The sequence below is a fragment of the Streptococcus orisasini genome (assembly GCF_001431045.1).
Lineage (GTDB): Bacteria > Bacillota > Bacilli > Lactobacillales > Streptococcaceae > Streptococcus > Streptococcus orisasini.
The window spans coordinates 1-19,701 of record NZ_BCLE01000051.1 but is presented as its reverse complement, the minus strand read 5'-3'; the positions used below and the strand labels follow the sequence as shown (position 1 = coordinate 19,701).

Genomic DNA, 19,701 nt, shown 5'->3' with positions numbered 1-19,701 from the left:
GTCCCGCGCCATTAGCGGGTGTAGTTTAGTGGTAAAACTACAGCCTTCCAAGCTGTTGTCGCGAGTTCGATTCTCGTCACCCGCTTTATCATCATTGATGAATTATTAACCAAGCAATAAGCTTGGGCGCGTAGCTCAGCTGGTTAGAGCGCACGCCTGATAAGCGTGAGGTCGGTGGTTCAAGTCCACTCGTGCCCATATATATTTGGAGAATTACTCAAGAGGCTGAAGAGGACGGTTTGCTAAATCGTTAGGTCGGGAAACTGGCGCGGGGGTTCGAATCCCCCATTCTCCGTAGTTAAACGAGATTATCTGCTGATATCTCGTTTTATTTATAGCTTGTGCGCGGGTGGGTGAAATGAAAAAAATTAGATTGTCACGTTTTATTGTTTTTGTTGTTACAGCAGTATTAGCAATTTCAATAGGACTTTTTTTTATTTTTCAGGATTCAATTGTTATAAAATCAGTAGCTAGACCGATTAATACAACTATTTCTAGTGTTGATGAAGTTTTAAGTTTTCCTTTTCGATTAATTGATGATACCAAGCATCTTTTTAAGACAAATTCGGAAAATAGATCATTGAAGCATAAATTGGAACAATTTCAGGGTCAAACAGGCGATATAGAAAAACTCAAAGAAGAAAATGCGGCCCTTCGCAAAACTTTAAAAATAAAAAAGTCTTTTCCTGATCGAACAGTCTTATCTTCTAAGGTTATCGTCCGTTCACCGGTATCTTGGCTGGATGTTTTAACGATAGATTTGGGAGAAAAAGACGGTGTTACAAAAAATATGTTAGCTCTTTCTAATGGCAGTTTAGTTGGAAAAATCGCTCAGGTAAGAGCTACTTCAAGTTCTGTAAAATTGCTTTCTAATACCAAAGATATTGATGAGATTCCTGTCAAAATTGCAGCTAAAAAAGGAGATGTTTTTGGCATTTTAACGCATTATGATATTGAATCTGGAATTTTTGAAATTACGCAGCTGACCTCTTCTTTAAAAGTTCAAAAGGGAGATGCTGTTACAACAAGTGGTTTGGATGGTCAGAGTACAGAAGGAGTTTCTGTTGGCAAGGTTGTCTCTGAAGAAAACAACTCCAATAATCTTTCTCGGAAAATTTTTGTTAAACCAGCGGTCGACTTGTCAGATATTTCTCATGTAACCTTGGTGGGTGATTAACATGTCTGTTTTTAAAAATAAAGCTTTTGCTGTTTTATTGGCCTTTCTTCTCTTGCTTTTAGATGGGCACCTGTCATTATTGTCACGAACCCTATTTCAGAGTGAGTTTATTGTTTCCAGCCATCTTTTAATTATTTTTTTCTTATTTTACACTATTGTTTTTAATCCTTATTTTGTTTTTATTCTATCATTTATTTTAGGGATCATTTATGATTTTTATTATTTAGGCATCTATAATTTTGGAATTGCTACCCTTATGTTTCCGTTAATGGTGGTTATCATGATTAAAGCTTGGAAGCATATTAGCAGTGAGCAGCCGCTTTCGCGTTTTTTACTTTTTTTTGTTTTGATCTTTATTCTTGATTTTGCCAGTATTGGGATAGCTTATTTTTATCACTTAACGGCCTACCCTTTAAATGATTTTGTTACTTATAATCTAGCCCCTTCTCTAATTTTCAATATGCTGATTTTTCTTTTTTTGCAAAAATTATTAGAGAAAACTTATATTAAAGGGCGCCATTAAAGCTTTTTAAACATAAATGTAATAATGTCGTAATATATAAGATTGTTTTTTTTGATATAATAATAAAGTCTTATCGAAAAAGGAGTTATATTTGTAATGAAAAAAAGAATTTTATCTGCAGTTTTAGTTAGTGGTGTAACACTTAGCTCTGCGACAGTATTATCATCTGTACATGCTGAGGATTTTGATTCACAAATTGCGTCACAAGATGCCAAAATTAATAATTTGAATGCTCAGCAGCAAGCAGCACAAGCGCAGGTTAATACAATTCAAGGGCAAGTAAGTGCTTTAGAATCACAACAGGCTCAGTTGCAAGCTGAAAATCAAAGACTTGAAGCTCAATCAGTTGAATTAGGCAAAGAAATTCAAACTCTTTCAAATAAGATTGTAGCACGCAATGAATCTTTGAAGAAACAAGCCCGTAGTGCTCAAAAAAGTAATGCAGCTGCCAGCTATGTTAATGCCATTGTAAATTCGAAATCAGTTTCTGATGCTATTAACCGTGTTTCAGCTATCCGTGAAGTTGTTTCAGCAAATCAAAAAATGCTTAAACAACAAGAACAGGATAAGGCTGCTGTTGAACAAAAACAACAAGAAAATCAAGCAGCAATTAACACTGTTGCAGCTAACCAAGCAGTAATTGCTCAAAATACAAATGCTTTAACAACACAAAAAGCACAATTGGAAGCAGCTCAGTTGAACTTGCAAGCTGAATTGTCTACAGCACAAAATCAAAAAGCTACTTTGGTTGCTAAAAAAGCAGCAGCTGAAGAAGCAGCTCGTCAGGCAGCGGCAGCACAAGCAGCAGCTGAGGCTAAAGCAGCGGCAGAAGCTAAAGCTTTACAAGAGCAAGCAGCACAAGCGCAACAACAAGCAGCTGCAAATCAACAAAGTCAAGAAGCACCAGCAGCTGATAATAATGTACAAGCAAATAATAATCAAGCAGCAGCTGAAACACCAGCAGCGCCAGCAGCTAATAACGAAGCTTCAGCGCCACAACAAAATGCTGCACCAGCAGCACAGCCAGCTGCAAGTTCAAGTACTCCAGCTCCAGTAGCCGATACTTCTGGTGCCAATACATACCCAGTTGGACAATGTACTTGGGGTGTTAAATCATTAGCTCCTTGGGTTGGTAATTACTGGGGTAATGGTGGCCAATGGGCAGCAAGCGCAGCAGCAGCAGGATACAGAGTTGGTTCTACACCTACAGCAGGTGCTGTAGCTGTTTGGAATGATGGCGGTTATGGACATGTTGCTTATGTTACAGGTGTTCAAGGCGGTCAAATTCAAGTTCAAGAAGCTAACTATGCTGGTAATCAATCTATCGGTAACTACCGTGGTTGGTTCAATCCAGGCAGCGTAAGCTATATTTATCCACACTAAGAAGTTAATTAAAAGATAAGATTCGTCTTATCTTTTTATTTTTTCAAAAGATATCCTTGTAAATTTGATTGAAAAATTATCTTAAAAACGTTAAAATGGTAAAGGATTAAAACTTTGGAGGAATTATGTCGTATTCTAATTTAAAATTGTTTGCTTTGTCTTCAAACAGGGAATTAGCGGAAAAAGTGGCCAAAACTATTGGAATTAGCCTTGGGAAATCAACTGTTCGTCAGTTTTCTGATGGTGAAATTCAAGTTAATATTGAAGAATCTATTCGTGGAAAACATGTGTTTGTTTTGCAGTCGACCAGTTCACCTGTTAACGATCACTTGATGGAAATTTTGATTATGGTTGATGCTCTTAGACGTGCCAGTGCTGAAACAATCAGTGTTGTTATGCCTTATTATGGCTATGCTCGTCAAGATCGCAAAGCACGTTCTCGTGAACCAATTACCTCCAAATTAGTTGCTAATATGCTTGCCATTGCTGGGGTTGATCGCCTTTTGACAGTTGATTTACATGCTGCGCAGATTCAAGGCTTCTTTGATATTCCTGTTGATCACCTGATGGGGGCGCCTTTGATTGCTGATTATTTTGTCCGTCGCGGAATGTGCGGCAGCGATTATGTTGTAGTCAGTCCCGATCATGGTGGTGTTACACGTGCACGCAAACTGGCTCAATTTCTCCAAACGCCGATTGCCATTATTGATAAACGGCGAAATGTTAATAAAATGAATACCAGTGAAGTTATGAACATTATTGGTAATGTTTCTGGTAAAACCTGTATTTTAATTGATGATATGATTGATACTGCAGGGACAATTGCTCATGCTGCAGACGCTCTTGCTGAGGCTGGGGCAACAGCGGTTTATGCTTCTTGTACCCATCCTGTACTATCGGGTCCTGCTTTAGACAATATTCAGAATTCTGCCATTGAAAAGTTAATTGTTTTGGATACTATCGACTTACCGCAGGAACGTTTGATTGATAAGATTGAACAAATTTCAATTGCTGATTTAATTTCGGAAGCTATTATTCGTATTCATGAAAAACGGCCACTCTCGCCTCTGTTTGAATTTACCATTTCATACTAAAAGAAAATCGCTGATTAGCGATCAGACTGAAAAAAAGTCAATGTTTATCAAAAGAACTATTGTGTTATGATACTTTCCTTAGGTAGCACGGACGGTAGCAACTTCCTTTGGAATTTCATACCTAGATTTTGAGCCCAAGTCTCAAAATCTCCGAACGCCAGAAATCACTTATTTCTGGCGTTTTTGCTACAGCGGAAAGTATCTGGGCCAGGCTCGTTTCATTCGTCTATTTATCTTATAGATTATTAATTGATATTATCCTAAGAGGTTTGTGCTTGTGACATTCTAACTATATAGAGTTTGTCTACAATCTGAAAATCGCTGATTAGCGATTTTTTTAATAGGATGAAAAAGCGGGTATTTTGGTGTATAATAATGATAATATATTGTAAGAGGTATGTTTATGGATTTGACAAAACGTTTTAATAGGAATTTAGATCGAATTGAAGTTTCGATGATTCGCCAGTTTGATCAATCAATTTCAGATATTCCGGGGGTTTTAAAATTAACTTTAGGTGAGCCAGATTTTACAACACCACAACATATTAAAGAAGCTGCCAAGAAGGCAATTGATGCTGATAAGAGTCATTATACTGGTATGGCAGGGCTTTTGGAATTACGGCAGGCAGCCAGTGCCTTTGTTAAAGAAAAATATCATCTGGACTACAATCCTGATAATGAAATTTTGGTTACGATTGGAGCTACTGAGGCCCTCTCAGCTGCTCTTACAGCTATTATAGAACCTGGAGATAAAGTTCTTTTGCCGGCACCTGCTTATCCTGGCTATGAGCCTATTGTTAATTTGGTCGGAGGAGATATCGTTGAAATTGATACGAGAGCTAATGATTTTGTACTAACTCCTGATATGCTTGAGAAGGCCATTGTGGACCAAGGAGAAGCATTAAAGGCTGTTATTCTTAACTACCCAACTAATCCGACAGGCATTACCTATTCGCGCCAGCAAGTAAAGGAGCTAGCTGCCGTTCTTAAAAAATACGATATTTTTGTCATTAGTGATGAGGTTTATGCAGAATTAACCTATACTGACGAAAGCCATGTTTCGATTGCAGAATACTTGCCGGAACAGACGATTCTTATATCTGGCCTGTCGAAATCACATGCTATGACGGGCTGGCGTTTAGGTTTGATTTTTGCACCTGCTCTTTTAACAGCGCAGCTGATTAAAAGTCATCAGTATTTGGTTACTGCGGCAACTACCAGTGTGCAGTATGCAGCTATAGAGGCTTTGGTGAATGGTAAAGATGATGCTTTGCCAATGAAGGCAGAATACATCAAGCGCCGGGATTATATTATTGAAAAAATGGAAGACATGGGCTTTAAAATTATTAAGCCGGACGGAGCTTTCTATATTTTCGCTAAAATCCCTGCTGAAAAGAGCCAAAATTCCTTTAAATTTTTGCAGGATTTTGCCAGAGAAAAAGCAGTAGCCTTTATTCCAGGTGTTGCTTTTGGTAAATACGGCGAAGGCTATGTTAGAATTTCTTATGCAGCAAGCATGGAAACGATTAAGGAAGCTATGAAACGCTTGAAAGAATTTATGGAACAATATGGAGACTAAGGAAACTAGGGGCTTAGTGCTTTACAATCGCCCTTTCCGTGAGGATGATAAACTAGTTAAAATATTTACGGAAACGTCCGGTAAGCATATGTTTTTTGTGCGTCATGCCGGCAATTCAAAGCTGTCTTCTGTTATTCAGCCGCTGACTGTGGCTGATTTTATCTTAAAGATTAATGATACAGGACTTTCTTATATAGAGGATTATAAGGAAGTCTCTCTTTTTAAGGAAATTAACGCTGATATTTATAAGCTAGCCTATGCTAGTTATCTTGTGGCTTTGGCAGATGCTGCCATTTTGGATGCTAGCTTTGATGCTAATCTTTTTGCCTTTCTGGTCAAAACATTGGAGTTAATGAATGAAGGGCTTGATTATGAGATTTTGACGAATATCTTTGAAGTCCAGATTCTGGAACGTTTTGGTGTTCAGCTTAATTTTCATGAATGCTGTTTTTGTCACCGTGTGGGTTTGGCCTTTGATTTTTCTCACCGTTATTCTGGACTGCTGTGTCCGGAACATTATGAAAAAGATGAGCATCGCAGTCATTTAGATCCCAATGTGCCTTATCTTTTGGATCGTTTTCAATCTCTTCGTTTTGAAGATTTAAAAACTATTTCTGTAAAATCAGAAATGAAGAAAAAACTTCGAACTTTTATTGATGATCTTTACGAAGATTATGTGGGACTTCATCTAAAAAGTAAAAAATTTATTGATGATTTGGATAAATGGGGCAGTATAATGAAAAGGGATGATTAAAATAACAATCTTTTGGATTGTTAGCTCTTATGTTTGAAATTATGAGATATTTGTTGCTTTTTTGTAATATTTAAAGACCTTTTGTTCATGGTATAATTAAAAATAATTGTAAAAAAGGAATGAAAAATGAAAAGAATTGCAGTTGATGCTATGGGGGGAGATAATGCCCCTCAGGCTATAATTGAGGGGGTTAATCGAGCTTTAGCAGAATTCCCCGATATTGAAATCCAATTATATGGAGATGAAACGAAGATAAGACCTTATCTTCAGTCAAATGAACGGGTTACCATTGTTCACACCGATGAAAAAATTAATTCAGATGATGAGCCAGCTAAGGCCGTCCGCAAGAAAAAGCAGGCTTCTATGATTTTGGGAGCGCAGGCAGTTAAAGACGGTAAAGCAGACGCTGTGCTTTCTGCGGGAAATACGGGAGCTCTGCTGGCAGCCGGTCTTTTTGTTGTCGGTCGGATCAAAAATATTGACCGCCCTGGGCTAATGTCACTACTTCCTACCACTGATGGTAAGGGATTTGATATGCTTGATTTGGGAGCTAATGCGGAAAACACTGCTCGCCATTTGCATCAATACGCTATCTTAGGTTCTTTTTACGCTCGAAATGTTCGGGGTATTGCTAAGCCACGCATTGGCTTGCTCAATAATGGAACTGAAGCGACTAAGGGAGATTCGCTGCGTAAGGAAGCCTTTGAGCTTTTATCTGCTGATACATCTCTTCATTTCATAGGAAATGTTGAGGCACGTGATTTACTGGATGGCGTTGCCGATGTGGTTGTTGCTGATGGTTTCACGGGAAACGCTGTTTTAAAATCTATTGAAGGTACAGCTCTTTCTATTATGGGACAGCTGAAAACATCTATTAAAAAAGGCGGTTTAAGGGCAAAATTAGGGGCTCTTTTACTGAAAAATAGTCTTTATGATTTGAAAAACAGCTTGGATTATTCGGGTGCTGGCGGTGCAGTGCTTTTCGGCCTTAAGGCACCTGTTGTTAAATGTCATGGCTCCAGCGATGCTAAATCTGTTTATTACACGATAAAGCAAATCCGAATAATGCTTGAAACAAATGTTGTTGGTCAATTAGTAGAGGAATTTTCAAAGAAGGGGGACTGGAATGACTAATGATGAGATTTTTGACAAACTTTCTGCTTTGATGAAAGAACAGTTACATAATGAAAGCTTGAAGGTCACAAAGCAGACTACTTTTCATGATGACTTGGGAATTGACTCAATTGCTCTTGTAGAATTTATTATTAGGCTGGAAGATGAGTTGAATCTTGATATTCCTGATGAAGATATAGAAGATATTCAAACCATAGGAGAACTGGTAGATTATCTTGAACTGAAATTAAAGAGTTAATCGTTCGTTATTTACGGACGATTTTATTTTTGTTCTGTAATAAAGTTTGCTAAATCTTGAATTATAGAAACCTCTGTGTTAAAATTTAAGGTAGAACATATGAAAGGCGAACAATTCAATGACCAGAGAACTTATTTATTCGGGTAAGGCTAAAGATATTTTTGCAACGGAAGACGAAAATGTGATTATTGCACAGTACAAGGACCAAGCAACTGCTTTTAACGGCGTTAAAAAAGAGCAGATTGCAGGCAAGGGGCAGTTAAATAATCAGATTTCGTCTTTAATTTTTGAAAAATTAAATGCGGCAGGTATCGCGACGCATTTTATTGAGAAGATTTCAGAAACCGAACAATTGAATAAAAAAGTCACTATTATTCCGCTTGAAGTGGTGCTTCGTAATTATACAGCGGGCTCTTTTTCTAAACGTTTTGGTGTTGAAGAAGGCATCAAGCTGGATGATCCGATTGTGGAATTTTACTATAAAAATGATGATTTGGACGACCCTTTCATCAATGATGAACACGTAAAATTTTTAGGTGCTGCTAATGATGAGGATATCTCCTATATCAAGGCAGAAACGCGCCGCATCAATGACTTGCTATCCGACTGGTTTCAGCAAATCGGCCTTAAATTGATTGACTTTAAGTTAGAATTTGGCTTTGACAAGGATGGGAAGATTATCTTAGCAGACGAATTTTCACCAGATAACTGTCGTCTCTGGGATGCACAAGGTCATCACATGGACAAAGATGTCTTTCGCCGTGGCTTGGGTGAGCTGACAGATGTTTATAAGGTCGTTTTGGAGAGATTGAAGGGAATCGAGTAGGAAAAAAGTATGGATAAACGTATTTTTATTGAGAAAAAAGCTAACTTTGGCGTTAAATCAGAATCACTGCTTAAAGAGCTGACCCATAATTTGCAGTTGACATCTTTGAAGAGTCTGCGCATTGTACAGGTTTATGATGTCTTTAACTTAGAAGAAAGTTTACTTGCACGTGCAGAGAAGCATATCTTTTCTGAGCAAGTAACAGATAGAATTTTAGATGAAGAAGCTGTGCGAGCTGATCTTGCTGATTATGCTTTCTTTGCCATTGAGAGTTTGCCGGGTCAATTTGACCAGCGAGCTGCTAGTTCTCAGGAAGCTCTTCTTTTACTTGGCAGCAACAGCAAGGTGACAGTCAATACAGCTCAGCTTTATCTGCTTAATAAGGATGTTGATGCTGCTGAGTTAGAAGCGGTCAAGAATTATCTTTTGAATCCAGTTGATTCTCGCTTTAAAGATATTACTTTGCCTATTCATCCGCAGGAATTTTTAAATTCAGACAAAACCATCCCAACTCTTGATTTCTTTAAGACTTATACTGCTGAGGATTTTGCGGCTTATAAGGCAGAGCAAGGATTGGCGATGGAAGTGGATGATCTTATCTTTATTCAAGATTATTTTAAGTCAATCGGGCGTGTGCCAACGGAAACAGAGTTGAAGGTTCTAGATACTTACTGGTCTGACCACTGTCGGCATACGACTTTTGAGACTGAGTTGAAATCAATAGATTTCTCAGCTTCGCAGTTCCAATCACAATTGCAGGCGACTTATGATAAATACCTTGCCATGCGCAATGAGCTTGGTCGTTCTGAAAAACCGCAGACATTGATGGATATGGCAACGATTTTTGGCCGTTATGAGCGTGCCAATGGTCGCTTGGACGATATGGAAGTGTCAGACGAAATTAATGCCTGTTCTGTTGAAATTGAAGTTGATGTTGATGGCGTCAAAGAGCCTTGGCTTCTGATGTTTAAGAACGAAACTCACAACCACCCAACGGAAATTGAGCCTTTTGGTGGGGCTGCAACCTGTATCGGTGGCGCTATTCGTGACCCTTTGTCAGGTCGTTCTTATGTTTATCAGGCTATGCGAATTTCTGGTGCGGGCGATATCACGACACCAATTGCAGAAACGCGTGCTGGTAAATTGCCACAACAAGTTATTTCTAAAACGGCAGCGCACGGTTATTCTTCCTATGGTAACCAAATTGGCTTGGCGACAACTTATGTTAAGGAGTATTTCCATCCGGGATTTGTCGCTAAGCGTATGGAATTGGGAGCTGTCGTCGGTGCTGCGCCAAAAGAAAATGTCGTTCGTGAAAAGCCAGAAGCTGGTGATGTGGTTATCCTTCTCGGTGGGAAAACAGGCCGTGACGGTGTCGGCGGTGCCACAGGTTCTTCTAAGGTTCAAACAGCTGAATCTGTGGAGACAGCTGGCGCAGAGGTTCAAAAAGGTAACGCCATTGAAGAGCGTAAGATTCAACGTCTTTTCCGTGATGGCAATGTCACTCGTCTCATCAAGAAATCAAATGACTTTGGTGCTGGCGGTGTCTGTGTGGCTATCGGTGAATTGGCTGACGGTCTTGAAATTGACCTTGATAAGGTGCCGCTCAAATACGCAGGTCTCAATGGAACAGAAATTGCCATTTCCGAATCACAAGAGCGCATGTCAGTCGTGGTTCGTCCAAATGATGTGGATACCTTTATTGCTGCATGTAACAAGGAAAATATTGCTGCGGTTGTCGTTGCAACTGTGACTGAAAAACCAAACCTTGTCATGACGTGGAACGGTGAGACTATTGTTGATATCGAGCGTTCTTTCCTTGATACCAATGGAGTGCGCGTGGTTGTTGATGCCAATGTGGTTGACAATGGTGTCAAGCTGCCTGAGCAGCGAATTACTTCAGCAGAAACCCTTGAAGCAGATACGATCAAGGTCTTATCAGACCTTAACCACGCCAGCCAAAAAGGTCTTCAAACCATCTTTGACAGCTCCGTTGGCCGTTCAACTGTCAATCACCCACTTGGAGGACGCTACCAAGTGACACCGACTGAGGCTTCTGTTCAGAAATTGCCAGTACAAGATGGGGTGACAAGAACAGCTTCTGTCATGGCGCAAGGTTATAACCCCTATATTGCGGAATGGTCACCTTACCATGGGGCTGCCTATGCCGTTATCGAAGCGACAGCACGGTTAGCTGCAACAGGAGCTAATTGGTCTAAGGCTCGTTTCTCTTATCAAGAATACTTCCAGCGTATGGATAAACAAGCTGAACGTTTTGGTCAGCCGGTTGCGGCTCTGCTTGGTTCAATTGAAGCTCAAATCCAACTTGGTTTGCCATCAATTGGCGGTAAGGATTCTATGTCTGGTACCTTTGAAGACTTGACAGTACCACCGACTTTGGTTGCTTTCGGGGTAACAACAGCTGATAGTCATAAAGTTCTTTCGCCAGAATTTAAAGCAAGTGGTGAAAATATTTACTACCTTCCAGGTCAAGCTATTTCAGATGATATTGACTTTGACTTGATTAAAGCTAACTTTACCAAGTTTGAAACTATTCAAGCTGCTCACAAGGTGACAGCAGCCTCAGCTGTTAAATACGGTGGTGTTCTTGAGAGTCTGGCTCTCATGAGTTTTGGTAACCGTATTGGTGCCTCTGTAGAATTGACAGAACTTGATAGTAGCTTGACAGCACAGCTTGGCGGTTTTGTCTTTACATCAGCTGAAGACATTGCTGACGCAGTTAAAATTGGTCAGACGGTTGACAGCTTTACAGTAACTGTCAACGGTGTCAACTTGTCTGGAACTAAATTGCTTGCAGCTTTTGAAGGGAAGTTAGAAGACATCTATCCAACAGAATTTGAACAAGACACGCATTTGGAAGATGTGCCAGTTGTTGTGACTAATAATGTCACTAAAGCCAAAGAAGTATTGGAAAAACCATTGGTTTACATTCCAGTTTTCCCTGGTTCCAATTCAGAATATGATTCAGCTAAGGCTTTTGAACAGGCTGGAGCAAGGGTAAACTTGGTGCCATTTGTAACTCTTAATGAAAAGGAAATTGAAAATTCAGTTGACACGATGGTTGACAACATCTGTAAAGCTAATATTATTTTCTTTGTTGGTGGCTTTTCAGCCGCAGATGAGCCAGATGGTTCAGCCAAATTCATTGTCAATATCTTACTTAATGAAAAAGTTCGCTCTGCCATTGATGGCTTTATCGAGCGTGGCGGACTTATCATCGGTATCTGTAATGGCTTCCAAGCTCTTGTCAAATCTGGTCTTCTGCCTTATGGTAATTTTGAAGAAGCTGCTGAGACAAGTCCAACCCTTTTTTACAATGATGCCAACCAACACGTGGCTAAGATGGTTGAAACCCGTATTGCCAATACTAACTCTCCATGGCTAGCAGGGGTTGAAATCGGCGATATTCATGCTATCCCAGTCTCTCATGGCGAAGGAAAATTTGTCGTGACAGCAGAGGAATTTGCTGAACTTCGGGACAACGGCCAAATCTGGAGCCAATACGTTGACTTTGATGGCAAACCTTCTATGGATTCCAAATATAATCCGAACGGCTCTGTCAACGCTATCGAAGGCATTACAAGCAAGAACGGTCAGATTATCGGCAAAATGGGACACTCCGAACGCTATGAAGACGGCCTTTTCCAAAACATTCCAGGAAACAAAGACCAAAAATTATTCGAAAGTGCAGTGAAATATTTTACTGGGGAATAGATGTTTGCTGACGGTCTGTTTGTAGAAAGGGATATTAGCAAAAAATTTCCAGATTTGGTGAAAATTGAATTGAAAAATTGGAAATTAGAAAGTAAAGAAATTCATCACGTTTACAAATTGGCAAGCAAATTTATTGAAGCCTAGAATTTAAGTGCAAAAGGTATATAAAATGACATACGAAGTAAAATCTCTAAATGAAGAATGCGGTTTGTTCGGTATTTGGGGGCATGCCCAAGCCGCTCAGGTGACCTATTTTGGTCTTCACAGCCTGCAGCACCGCGGACAGGAAGGAGCTGGTATTTTATCGAATGACAGCGGTAAACTTCTGCGTTATCGCGACACTGGTTTGGTATCAGAAGTTTTTAAAAATCCAGCTGATTTGGAAAAACTCAAGGGTCAGGCAGCTATCGGTCATGTCCGTTATGCGACAGCTGGGGAGGCTTCGATTGACAATATTCAGCCCTTCCATTTCAAATTTTATGATATGGAATTTGGCTTGGCACATAATGGAAATCTAACAAATACCCAAACCTTGAAGAAAGAACTGGAACGTGATGGCGCCATCTTTTCTTCATCATCTGATACAGAAATCTTGGCTCATCTTATCCGCCGCAGCCACAATCCTAGCTTTATGGGCAAGGTTAAAGAAGCTCTCAATACTGTCAAAGGTGGCTTTGCTTACCTTCTCATGCTGGAAGATAAAATGATTGCCGCTCTTGATCCTAATGGTTTTAGACCGTTGTCTCTTGGACAGATGGCCAATGGAGCTATCGTTGTTTCCAGTGAAACCTGTGCTTTTGAAGTCATTGGTGCCAAGTGGATTCGAGATGTTAAACCCGGAGAGCTGGTAGTCATTGATAAAGGAGGTATCCATTATGACACGTATACAGATGAGACTCAATTAGCTATCTGTTCGATGGAATATATTTACTTTTCACGTCCGGACAGTGTGATTCATGGGGTCAATGTCCATACAGCTCGGAAAAACACCGGACGCCGCTTGGCTCAGGAATTTAAGCATGAAGCGGATATTGTGGTCGGGGTGCCGAATTCATCTCTGTCTGCGGCCAGCGGCTTTTCCGAAGAATCAGGCCTGCCAAATGAAATGGGCCTGATCAAAAATCAATATACACAGCGCACCTTCATTCAGCCCACACAGGAATTGCGTGAACAGGGTGTGCGCATGAAATTATCGGCGGTGTCAAGTATTGTCAAAGACAAACGTGTGGTCATGGTGGATGACTCTATCGTTCGGGGAACAACCAGCCGCCGCATTGTTCAGCTGCTGCGTGAAGCGGGTGCGGCAGAGGTCCATGTGGCCATTGCCAGTCCGCCGCTCAAATATCCATGTTTTTATGGCATTGACATTCAAACGCGGCGTGAGTTGATTGCGGCCAATCACTCTGTGGAAGAAACGCGCCAAATTATCGGTGCTGACAGCCTGACTTATCTATCCATTGATGGTTTAATTGAGTCCATCGGCCTAGAAACAGATGCACCAAATGGCGGACTTTGTGTCGCTTACTTTGACGGCAAGTACCCAACTCCGCTCTATGATTATGAAAAACGTTATCTGGAAAGCCTGAAGGAAAAAACAAGTTTTTATTGATGGTTGAGTTGAAAAAATCTTGCAATTTTCAATGTAGTTTTTACAAATAAAAAGAGAAGGAAATCTATTATGTCTAAAAATGCTTATGCTCAGTCTGGTGTTGATGTTGAGGCTGGTTACGAGGTCGTTGAACGCATCAAGAAACATGTGGCGCGTACCGAGCGTCTGGGTGTCATGGGAGCTCTGGGCGGTTTCGGCGGGATGTTTGATCTATCTCAGCTCGACGTCAAAGAACCGGTCTTGATTTCAGGAACTGACGGTGTGGGAACCAAGCTCATGCTGGCTATCAAATACGACAAACACGATACCATCGGTCAGGACTGTGTGGCCATGTGTGTCAATGATATTATCGCTGCGGGTGCCGAGCCTCTCTACTTCCTTGATTATATCGCGACTGGTAAAAATGAACCAGCTAAATTGGAGCAGGTGGTTGCCGGTGTGGCTGAAGGCTGTGTCCAAGCTGGAGCTGGTCTGATTGGCGGTGAGACGGCTGAAATGCCTGGCATGTATGGCGAAGATGATTACGATTTGGCTGGTTTTGCGGTCGGTGTGGCTGAAAAAAGTCAAATCATTGATGGCTCAAAAGTTAAGGAAGGCGATGTGCTGTTGGGGCTTGCTTCCAGTGGTATTCATTCAAATGGCTACTCACTTGTCCGCCGTGTCTTTGCGGACTATACAGGTGAGGAAGAATTACCTGAATTAGAAGGACAAAAGTTAAAAGATGTTCTCTTAGAGCCAACTCGTATCTATGTCAACGCTGCTCTGCCATTGATCAAAGAAGAGTTAGTGAATGGGATTGCCCATATCACAGGTGGTGGTTTTATCGAAAATGTTCCTCGTATGTTTGAGGACGACTTGGCTGCAGAAATTGATGAGGATAAAATCCCAGTTTTGCCGATTTTCAAAGCTCTTGAGAAATACGGTGAGATTAAACACGAGGAAATGTTTGAAATCTTTAATATGGGAATTGGCCTTATGTTAGCAGTTAGTCCTGAAAATGTGGCGCGTGTGACAGAGCTTCTGGATGAACCTGTTTATGAGATCGGTCGTATTGTGGAAAAAGCTGACGCAAGTGTGGTGATTAAGTAATGAGCAAGAAAATTGCGGTATTTGCTTCGGGTAACGGGTCTAATTTTCAGGTCATTGCAGAGCAATTTCCGGTGGAATTTGTCTTTTCAGATAAACGGGAGGCTTATGTTCTTGAACGTGCTCAAAATTTGGGTGTGACCAGCTATACCTTCGAACTCAAAGAATTTGAAAATAAGGTAGCTTACGAAGAAGCCATTGTGGAATTGCTAGATAAGTATCAAATTGATTTGGTTGTTTTGGCAGGTTATATGAAAATTGTGAGTCACACCTTGCTGTCTGCTTATGAAGGTCGCATCATCAATATTCACCCAGCCTACTTGCCAGAATTTCCGGGTGCTCACGGTATCGAAGACGCTTGGAATGCAGGAGTTTCTGAAAGTGGTGTGACCGTTCACTGGGTGGATGCTGGTGTGGACACTGGACAAGTTATCAAACAAGTCCGTGTACCACGTTTATCAGATGATACGCTTGACAGTTTTGAAACGAGAATTCATGATGCGGAGTATCAGCTTTATCCAGAAGTGCTGAGAGAGTTGGGAGTGGAAGGATGACTGTTGAAACATACTATATTGCTTTAAAAGAGATGCTAAAGTCGAAACCAAAAAAGCTAGAGAGTCAGTCGGACTTGCTATTTGTTTTGGCAAATACCATGCGGGCTATGGTCGTCAATACAGACAAAAGTCAATTGGTTTATCTCGATAGTTTATTGGTAAAAAGAATCAGTCAAGAGTTAAAGCTTGCTTTTGATTTCTGCCAAGGATACAGAAAACAAAGAATTTTTAGAAAAAGTTATTCGATATGGTGGCTATTTTGCTGCGGGAGCTTTGGTACTAGGAGCGGCAATCTTAGGAGTGAATGTAAAAGGTAAAGATATTCCAAAGTTGAAATAGATTTACTCAATTATAAACATAGTTTTTAAGGAGTTGTAATGTTAAATAATAATTTTAATGGTGGGACAAATATAGGGTCAGGGAATTCGGCCGGAAGAGATCAAATAATTAATAATTATATATCTTCATCTTCTCAAGAAAAGCAACCGATTGCTAAATACAATGTTGAACCTATTTGGAGAAGTCCAATTACTATGGCAGTTTTAACATGGTTGGGGTTCTTTAGTTCATTGGGGGGGATTTTTTCAATATTAAAAGCCTTTGAACCGGTATTGAAATGGGTTAATAGTTCTAAACAAGGAGAATTTTCTGGAATTAATAAAGTCTATATGTTTATCTTTTTAGGAATTTTACTAATTACTATAATTATTTTCTCGCTACGTACGATTACTAGTAGGCAAACTAGATATCCCTTGGTACTTAATTACGCAATTAGTGGACTTGGTAATAGACTTACTCTTGAAAAAATAAAGGTCCATAACTGTCCAATCTGTAATGGGGAAATGAAGTTTTTTAATAAACCTATTGAAACTAAAGAGATAGTCTATTCTGACGGTAAGACAAAGACTGAAGTAACTAAAAGAACACCAGCGCTACAATGTAGAAGAAATCCAGAACATTGGTTTAAAGTAGACCCTGCTGAAGATAAGATATAGGAGATAGTATAATGACAAAACGTGCACTAATCAGTGTATCTGACAAAGCGGGCATTGTGGACTTTGCCCAAGAATTGACAGCCCTTGGTTGGGAGATTATCTCAACGGGCGGAACAAAAACTACCCTTGATAATGCAGGGGTAGCAACCATTGCTATTGATGATGTGACAGGCTTTCCTGAAATGATGGATGGCCGTGTTAAGACCCTTCATCCGAAAATTCATGGCGGTCTTTTAGCTCGTCGTGACCTTGACAGTCATGTCAAGGCCATGAAAGAGCATGACATCACACCGATTGATTTGGTTGTAGTCAACCTCTACCCCTTCAAGGAAACGATTCTTAAGCCAGATGTGACCTATGCGGATGCGGTTGAAAACATTGATATTGGTGGTCCTTCTATGCTCCGTTCCGCTGCGAAAAACCATGCCAGTGTAACGGTTGTGGTCGATCCTGCTGATTATGCTGTTGTTTTGGAAGAATTGGCTGACGCAGGTCAGACAACATTTGAAACGCGCCAACGCTTGGCAGCAAAAGTTTACCGTCATACCGCAGCCTATGATGCCTTAATTGCAGAATACTTTACAGCCCAAGTCGGGGAAACGAAACCTGAAAAGCTGACACTGACTTACGATCTCAAGCAGCCCATGCGCTATGGTGAAAATCCACAGCAGGATGCTGATTTCTATCAAAAAGCCCTGCCAACCAACTACTCTATTGCATCTGCCAAGCAGCTCAACGGTAAAGAACTGTCCTTCAACAATATCCGTGATGCTGATGCGGCTATTCGTATCATTCGTGACTTCAAAGACCGTCCAACTGTTGTAGCGCTCAAGCACATGAATCCATGCGGTATCGGTCAGGCTGATGACATTGAAACAGCTTGGGATTACGCTTATGAAGCTGATTCCGTTTCGATCTTCGGCGGTATCGTGGTGCTCAATCGTCAAGTAGATGCCGCGACAGCTGAGAAGATGCATGCAATCTTCCTTGAAATTATCATTGCACCATCTTATACAGACGAAGCGCTAGCTATTCTTACAACTAAGAAGAAGAACCTGCGCATCCTTGAGCTGCCCTTTGATGCTCAAGAAGCGAGTGAAGCTGAGAAAGAATACACCGGTGTTGTCGGCGGCCTCCTTGTGCAAAACCAAGACGTGGTCAAGGAAAATCCCGCTGACTGGAAGGTGGTCACCAAGCGCCAGCCTGATGACCGTGAGCGAGTTGCTCTTGAGTTTGCTTGGAAAGCTATCAAGTACGTCAAGTCTAATGGTATCATTGTAACCAACGACCACATGACTCTTGGTGTCGGACCTGGTCAGACCAACCGTGTGGCTTCTGTTCGTATCGCTATTGACCAAGCTAAAGACCGCCTTGATGGTGCTGTTCTTGCTTCTGATGCCTTCTTCCCATTTGCTGATAATGTCGAAGAAATCGCAGCTGCAGGTATCAAGGCCATCATCCAACCAGGCGGCTCTGTCCGTGACCAAGAGTCTATTGAAATGGCTGACAAGTACGGCATTGCCATGGTCTTTACAGGTGTCAGACATTTTAGGCATTAAGAACAACAGTCGTTGCTGGAAGTGCACTTAGTTTAGTAAAAATTGACTCTTTGTCAACTGTAGTGGGTGACTTATAGCTAAGCACGAGAGGAGACGAATGTCGTCTTCTCTTTTGCTATGTTCAAAGCGAGATAAATCCGTTTTTTAAAGTTGTCAAAGTTCCGATATCCAAAGGCATTGCGCTTGATGTCTTTGATGAGTTTGTTAGTAGCTTCTAGTTTAGCGTTAGAATAAGGTAATTCAATGGCATTAGTGATGTAGCTTTTATAGCGAATAAACGTGTTCAAAGCGGTTTTAAAGGTGCGATTGAGATGAGGTAAAGCCTCTTGAATTAATCCCCAAAAATGGTCAGTATTTTTCTCTTGGAGGTGGAAGAGGAGTAACTGATAAAGATCATAGTAATCTTTAATCTCGGGTACTAGATTAAAAATTTTATTCAGACACTCCCTAGGAGTTAAGGTTTCTCTAAATGTTCGAGCATAGAAGGCCTTAAGAGAGAGTTTTCTGCTATCTTTTAAGATAAGTTTCCAGTAGTATTTAAGAGCTCTGTATTCAAGAGATTTATCATCAAATTGCTTCATGATTTTGATTCTAGTCTGATTAAGAGTCCTGCTCATGTGCTGGACAATGTGGAAACGATCGAGAACGATCTTGGCATTAGGGAATAATTTCTTAATGAGCGGGATATAACTTCCAGACATATCGACAGTGACCACTTTCACTTTGTTTCTGGCTTCTTTCGAGTACTTAAAGAAATGATTTCGGATGGTTGTTTGTCTTCTGTCATCAAGGATGGTAATGATTTTCTTAGTGTTGAAATCCTGAGCAATGAAAGCCAGTTTTCCCTTCTGGTAGGAGAATTCATCCCAGGAGAGGATTTCAGGCAAAGTGGTGTAATCCTCTTGGAAATGAAATTGCTTGAGCTTACGATAGACGGTGGAGGTAGAGATAGCGAGCTTAGAAGCAATATGTGTAAGAGCCTCTCTGTTGAGTAGGAGTTGGGCAATTTTCTGTCTAACAATTTCAGAGATTTGGCAATTTCTCTTAACGAGAGTTGTTTCAGCTACAGTGACTTTTTGGCAGGACTTGCATTGAAATCGTCTCTTTTTCAAGCGAATAAGGCTAGGAAAACCACCAATCTCGAGAAAAGGGATTTTAGAAGGTTTCTGGAAGTCATATTTGATTTGTTTTCCTTTACAGTGTTTACATTTAGGAGGATGATAATCAAGTGTAGCGAAGACTTCGATATGGGTATCGTGCTGAATGGCTTTATTTAAGGTGATATTCTTGTCTTTAATTCCGATGAGTAATGTGGTATGATTGATGTGTTCCATAAGATACTTTCTAATGAGTTGTTTAGGCGCTTTTCATTATAAGTCTTATGGGACTTTTTTGATACTCAAAAAGCCCTATAATCTCCATAGTGGAGTTACCCACTACAGAAATTATAGAGCC

Annotated in this window: 17 protein-coding genes, 3 tRNA genes and 1 pseudogene; 20 read left to right on the top strand and 1 reads right to left on the bottom strand. The window is 40.5% G+C overall.

Annotation, left to right across the window (positions count from 1 at the left end; translation table 11 throughout):
• Positions 1-14: 14 nt before the first annotated feature.
• The 20 genes and pseudogenes from SCSH_RS10485 (at position 15) to purH (ending at position 18,246) form a co-directional block, all read left to right on the top strand.
• Positions 15-85 (top strand) — tRNA-Gly (locus tag SCSH_RS10485).
• 39 nt (positions 86-124) lie between these two features.
• A tRNA-Ile gene (locus tag SCSH_RS10480) sits at positions 125-198 on the top strand.
• Positions 199-207: 9 nt separating this feature from the next.
• A tRNA-Ser gene (locus SCSH_RS10475) sits at positions 208-295 on the top strand.
• Positions 296-358: 63 nt separating this feature from the next.
• Positions 359-1,177 (top strand): rod shape-determining protein MreC, encoded by an 819-nt coding sequence (gene mreC / locus SCSH_RS10470; protein WP_057491845.1) that lies wholly within the window; start codon positions 359-361, stop codon positions 1,175-1,177.
• Position 1,178: 1 nt separating this feature from the next.
• Positions 1,179-1,700, top strand: a complete 522-nt coding sequence (gene mreD / locus SCSH_RS10465; RefSeq protein WP_057491844.1) for a rod shape-determining protein MreD — start codon at positions 1,179-1,181, stop codon at positions 1,698-1,700.
• A 96-nt stretch (positions 1,701-1,796) separates the two neighbouring features.
• Positions 1,797-3,083, top strand: a complete 1,287-nt coding sequence (locus tag SCSH_RS10460; protein WP_057491843.1) for a CHAP domain-containing protein — start codon at positions 1,797-1,799, stop codon at positions 3,081-3,083.
• A gap of 125 nt (positions 3,084-3,208) precedes the next feature.
• Positions 3,209-4,177, top strand: coding sequence for a ribose-phosphate diphosphokinase (locus SCSH_RS10455; protein WP_057491842.1), 969 nt, complete (start codon positions 3,209-3,211; stop codon positions 4,175-4,177).
• 403 nt (positions 4,178-4,580) lie between these two features.
• A complete protein-coding gene (locus tag SCSH_RS10450) occupies positions 4,581-5,756 on the top strand; it encodes a pyridoxal phosphate-dependent aminotransferase (RefSeq protein ID WP_057491841.1) in 1,176 nt (391 codons plus the stop codon).
• Complete coding sequence (gene recO / locus SCSH_RS10445; RefSeq protein WP_057491840.1) at positions 5,746-6,510, top strand: DNA repair protein RecO; 765 nt, start codon at positions 5,746-5,748, stop codon at positions 6,508-6,510. Before SCSH_RS10450 ends, recO begins: the two co-directional genes overlap by 11 nt.
• Positions 6,511-6,636: 126 nt before the next feature.
• Positions 6,637-7,644, top strand: a complete 1,008-nt coding sequence (plsX, locus tag SCSH_RS10440) for a phosphate acyltransferase PlsX (RefSeq protein WP_057491839.1) — start codon at positions 6,637-6,639, stop codon at positions 7,642-7,644.
• Positions 7,637-7,882: an acyl carrier protein gene (locus SCSH_RS10435; protein WP_057491838.1), complete on the top strand. Its 246-nt coding sequence runs from the start codon at positions 7,637-7,639 to the stop codon at positions 7,880-7,882. Before plsX ends, SCSH_RS10435 begins: the two co-directional genes overlap by 8 nt.
• 118 nt (positions 7,883-8,000) lie before the next feature.
• Positions 8,001-8,708, top strand: coding sequence for a phosphoribosylaminoimidazolesuccinocarboxamide synthase (gene purC / locus SCSH_RS10430; protein ID WP_057491837.1), 708 nt, complete (start codon positions 8,001-8,003; stop codon positions 8,706-8,708).
• A 9-nt stretch (positions 8,709-8,717) separates the two neighbouring features.
• Entirely contained in the window at positions 8,718-12,443 is a 3,726-nt protein-coding gene (locus SCSH_RS10425) for a phosphoribosylformylglycinamidine synthase (protein ID WP_057491836.1), read from the top strand.
• 27 nt (positions 12,444-12,470) lie between these two features.
• A pseudogene (locus SCSH_RS11170) lies at positions 12,471-12,587 on the top strand (phosphomethylpyrimidine kinase); the annotation flags it as partial.
• A 25-nt stretch (positions 12,588-12,612) separates the two neighbouring features.
• A complete protein-coding gene (purF, locus tag SCSH_RS10420; RefSeq protein ID WP_057491835.1) occupies positions 12,613-14,052 on the top strand; it encodes an amidophosphoribosyltransferase in 1,440 nt (479 codons plus the stop codon).
• Positions 14,053-14,121: 69 nt separating this feature from the next.
• On the top strand, positions 14,122-15,141 hold the full coding sequence (gene purM, locus SCSH_RS10415) for a phosphoribosylformylglycinamidine cyclo-ligase (RefSeq protein ID WP_057491834.1): 1,020 nt from the start codon (positions 14,122-14,124) through the stop codon (positions 15,139-15,141).
• Positions 15,141-15,692, top strand: a complete 552-nt coding sequence (purN, locus tag SCSH_RS10410; protein WP_057491833.1) for a phosphoribosylglycinamide formyltransferase — start codon at positions 15,141-15,143, stop codon at positions 15,690-15,692. The genes purM and purN overlap by 1 nt, the downstream gene beginning before the upstream one ends.
• Positions 15,693-15,878: 186 nt before the next feature.
• Positions 15,879-16,031, top strand: coding sequence for a hypothetical protein (locus SCSH_RS11285; RefSeq protein WP_193743705.1), 153 nt, complete (start codon positions 15,879-15,881; stop codon positions 16,029-16,031).
• Positions 16,032-16,069: 38 nt separating this feature from the next.
• Positions 16,070-16,687: a hypothetical protein gene (locus tag SCSH_RS10405; RefSeq protein ID WP_057491832.1), complete on the top strand. Its 618-nt coding sequence runs from the start codon at positions 16,070-16,072 to the stop codon at positions 16,685-16,687.
• An 11-nt stretch (positions 16,688-16,698) separates the two neighbouring features.
• Complete coding sequence (gene purH / locus SCSH_RS10400) at positions 16,699-18,246, top strand: bifunctional phosphoribosylaminoimidazolecarboxamide formyltransferase/IMP cyclohydrolase (RefSeq protein ID WP_057491831.1); 1,548 nt, start codon at positions 16,699-16,701, stop codon at positions 18,244-18,246.
• Between the two features lie 77 nt (positions 18,247-18,323).
• Here the strand turns inward: purH and SCSH_RS10395 are convergent, their stop codons facing one another.
• A complete protein-coding gene (locus SCSH_RS10395; RefSeq protein ID WP_057491846.1) occupies positions 18,324-19,580 on the bottom strand; it encodes an ISL3 family transposase in 1,257 nt (418 codons plus the stop codon).
• Positions 19,581-19,701 lie beyond the last annotated feature (121 nt).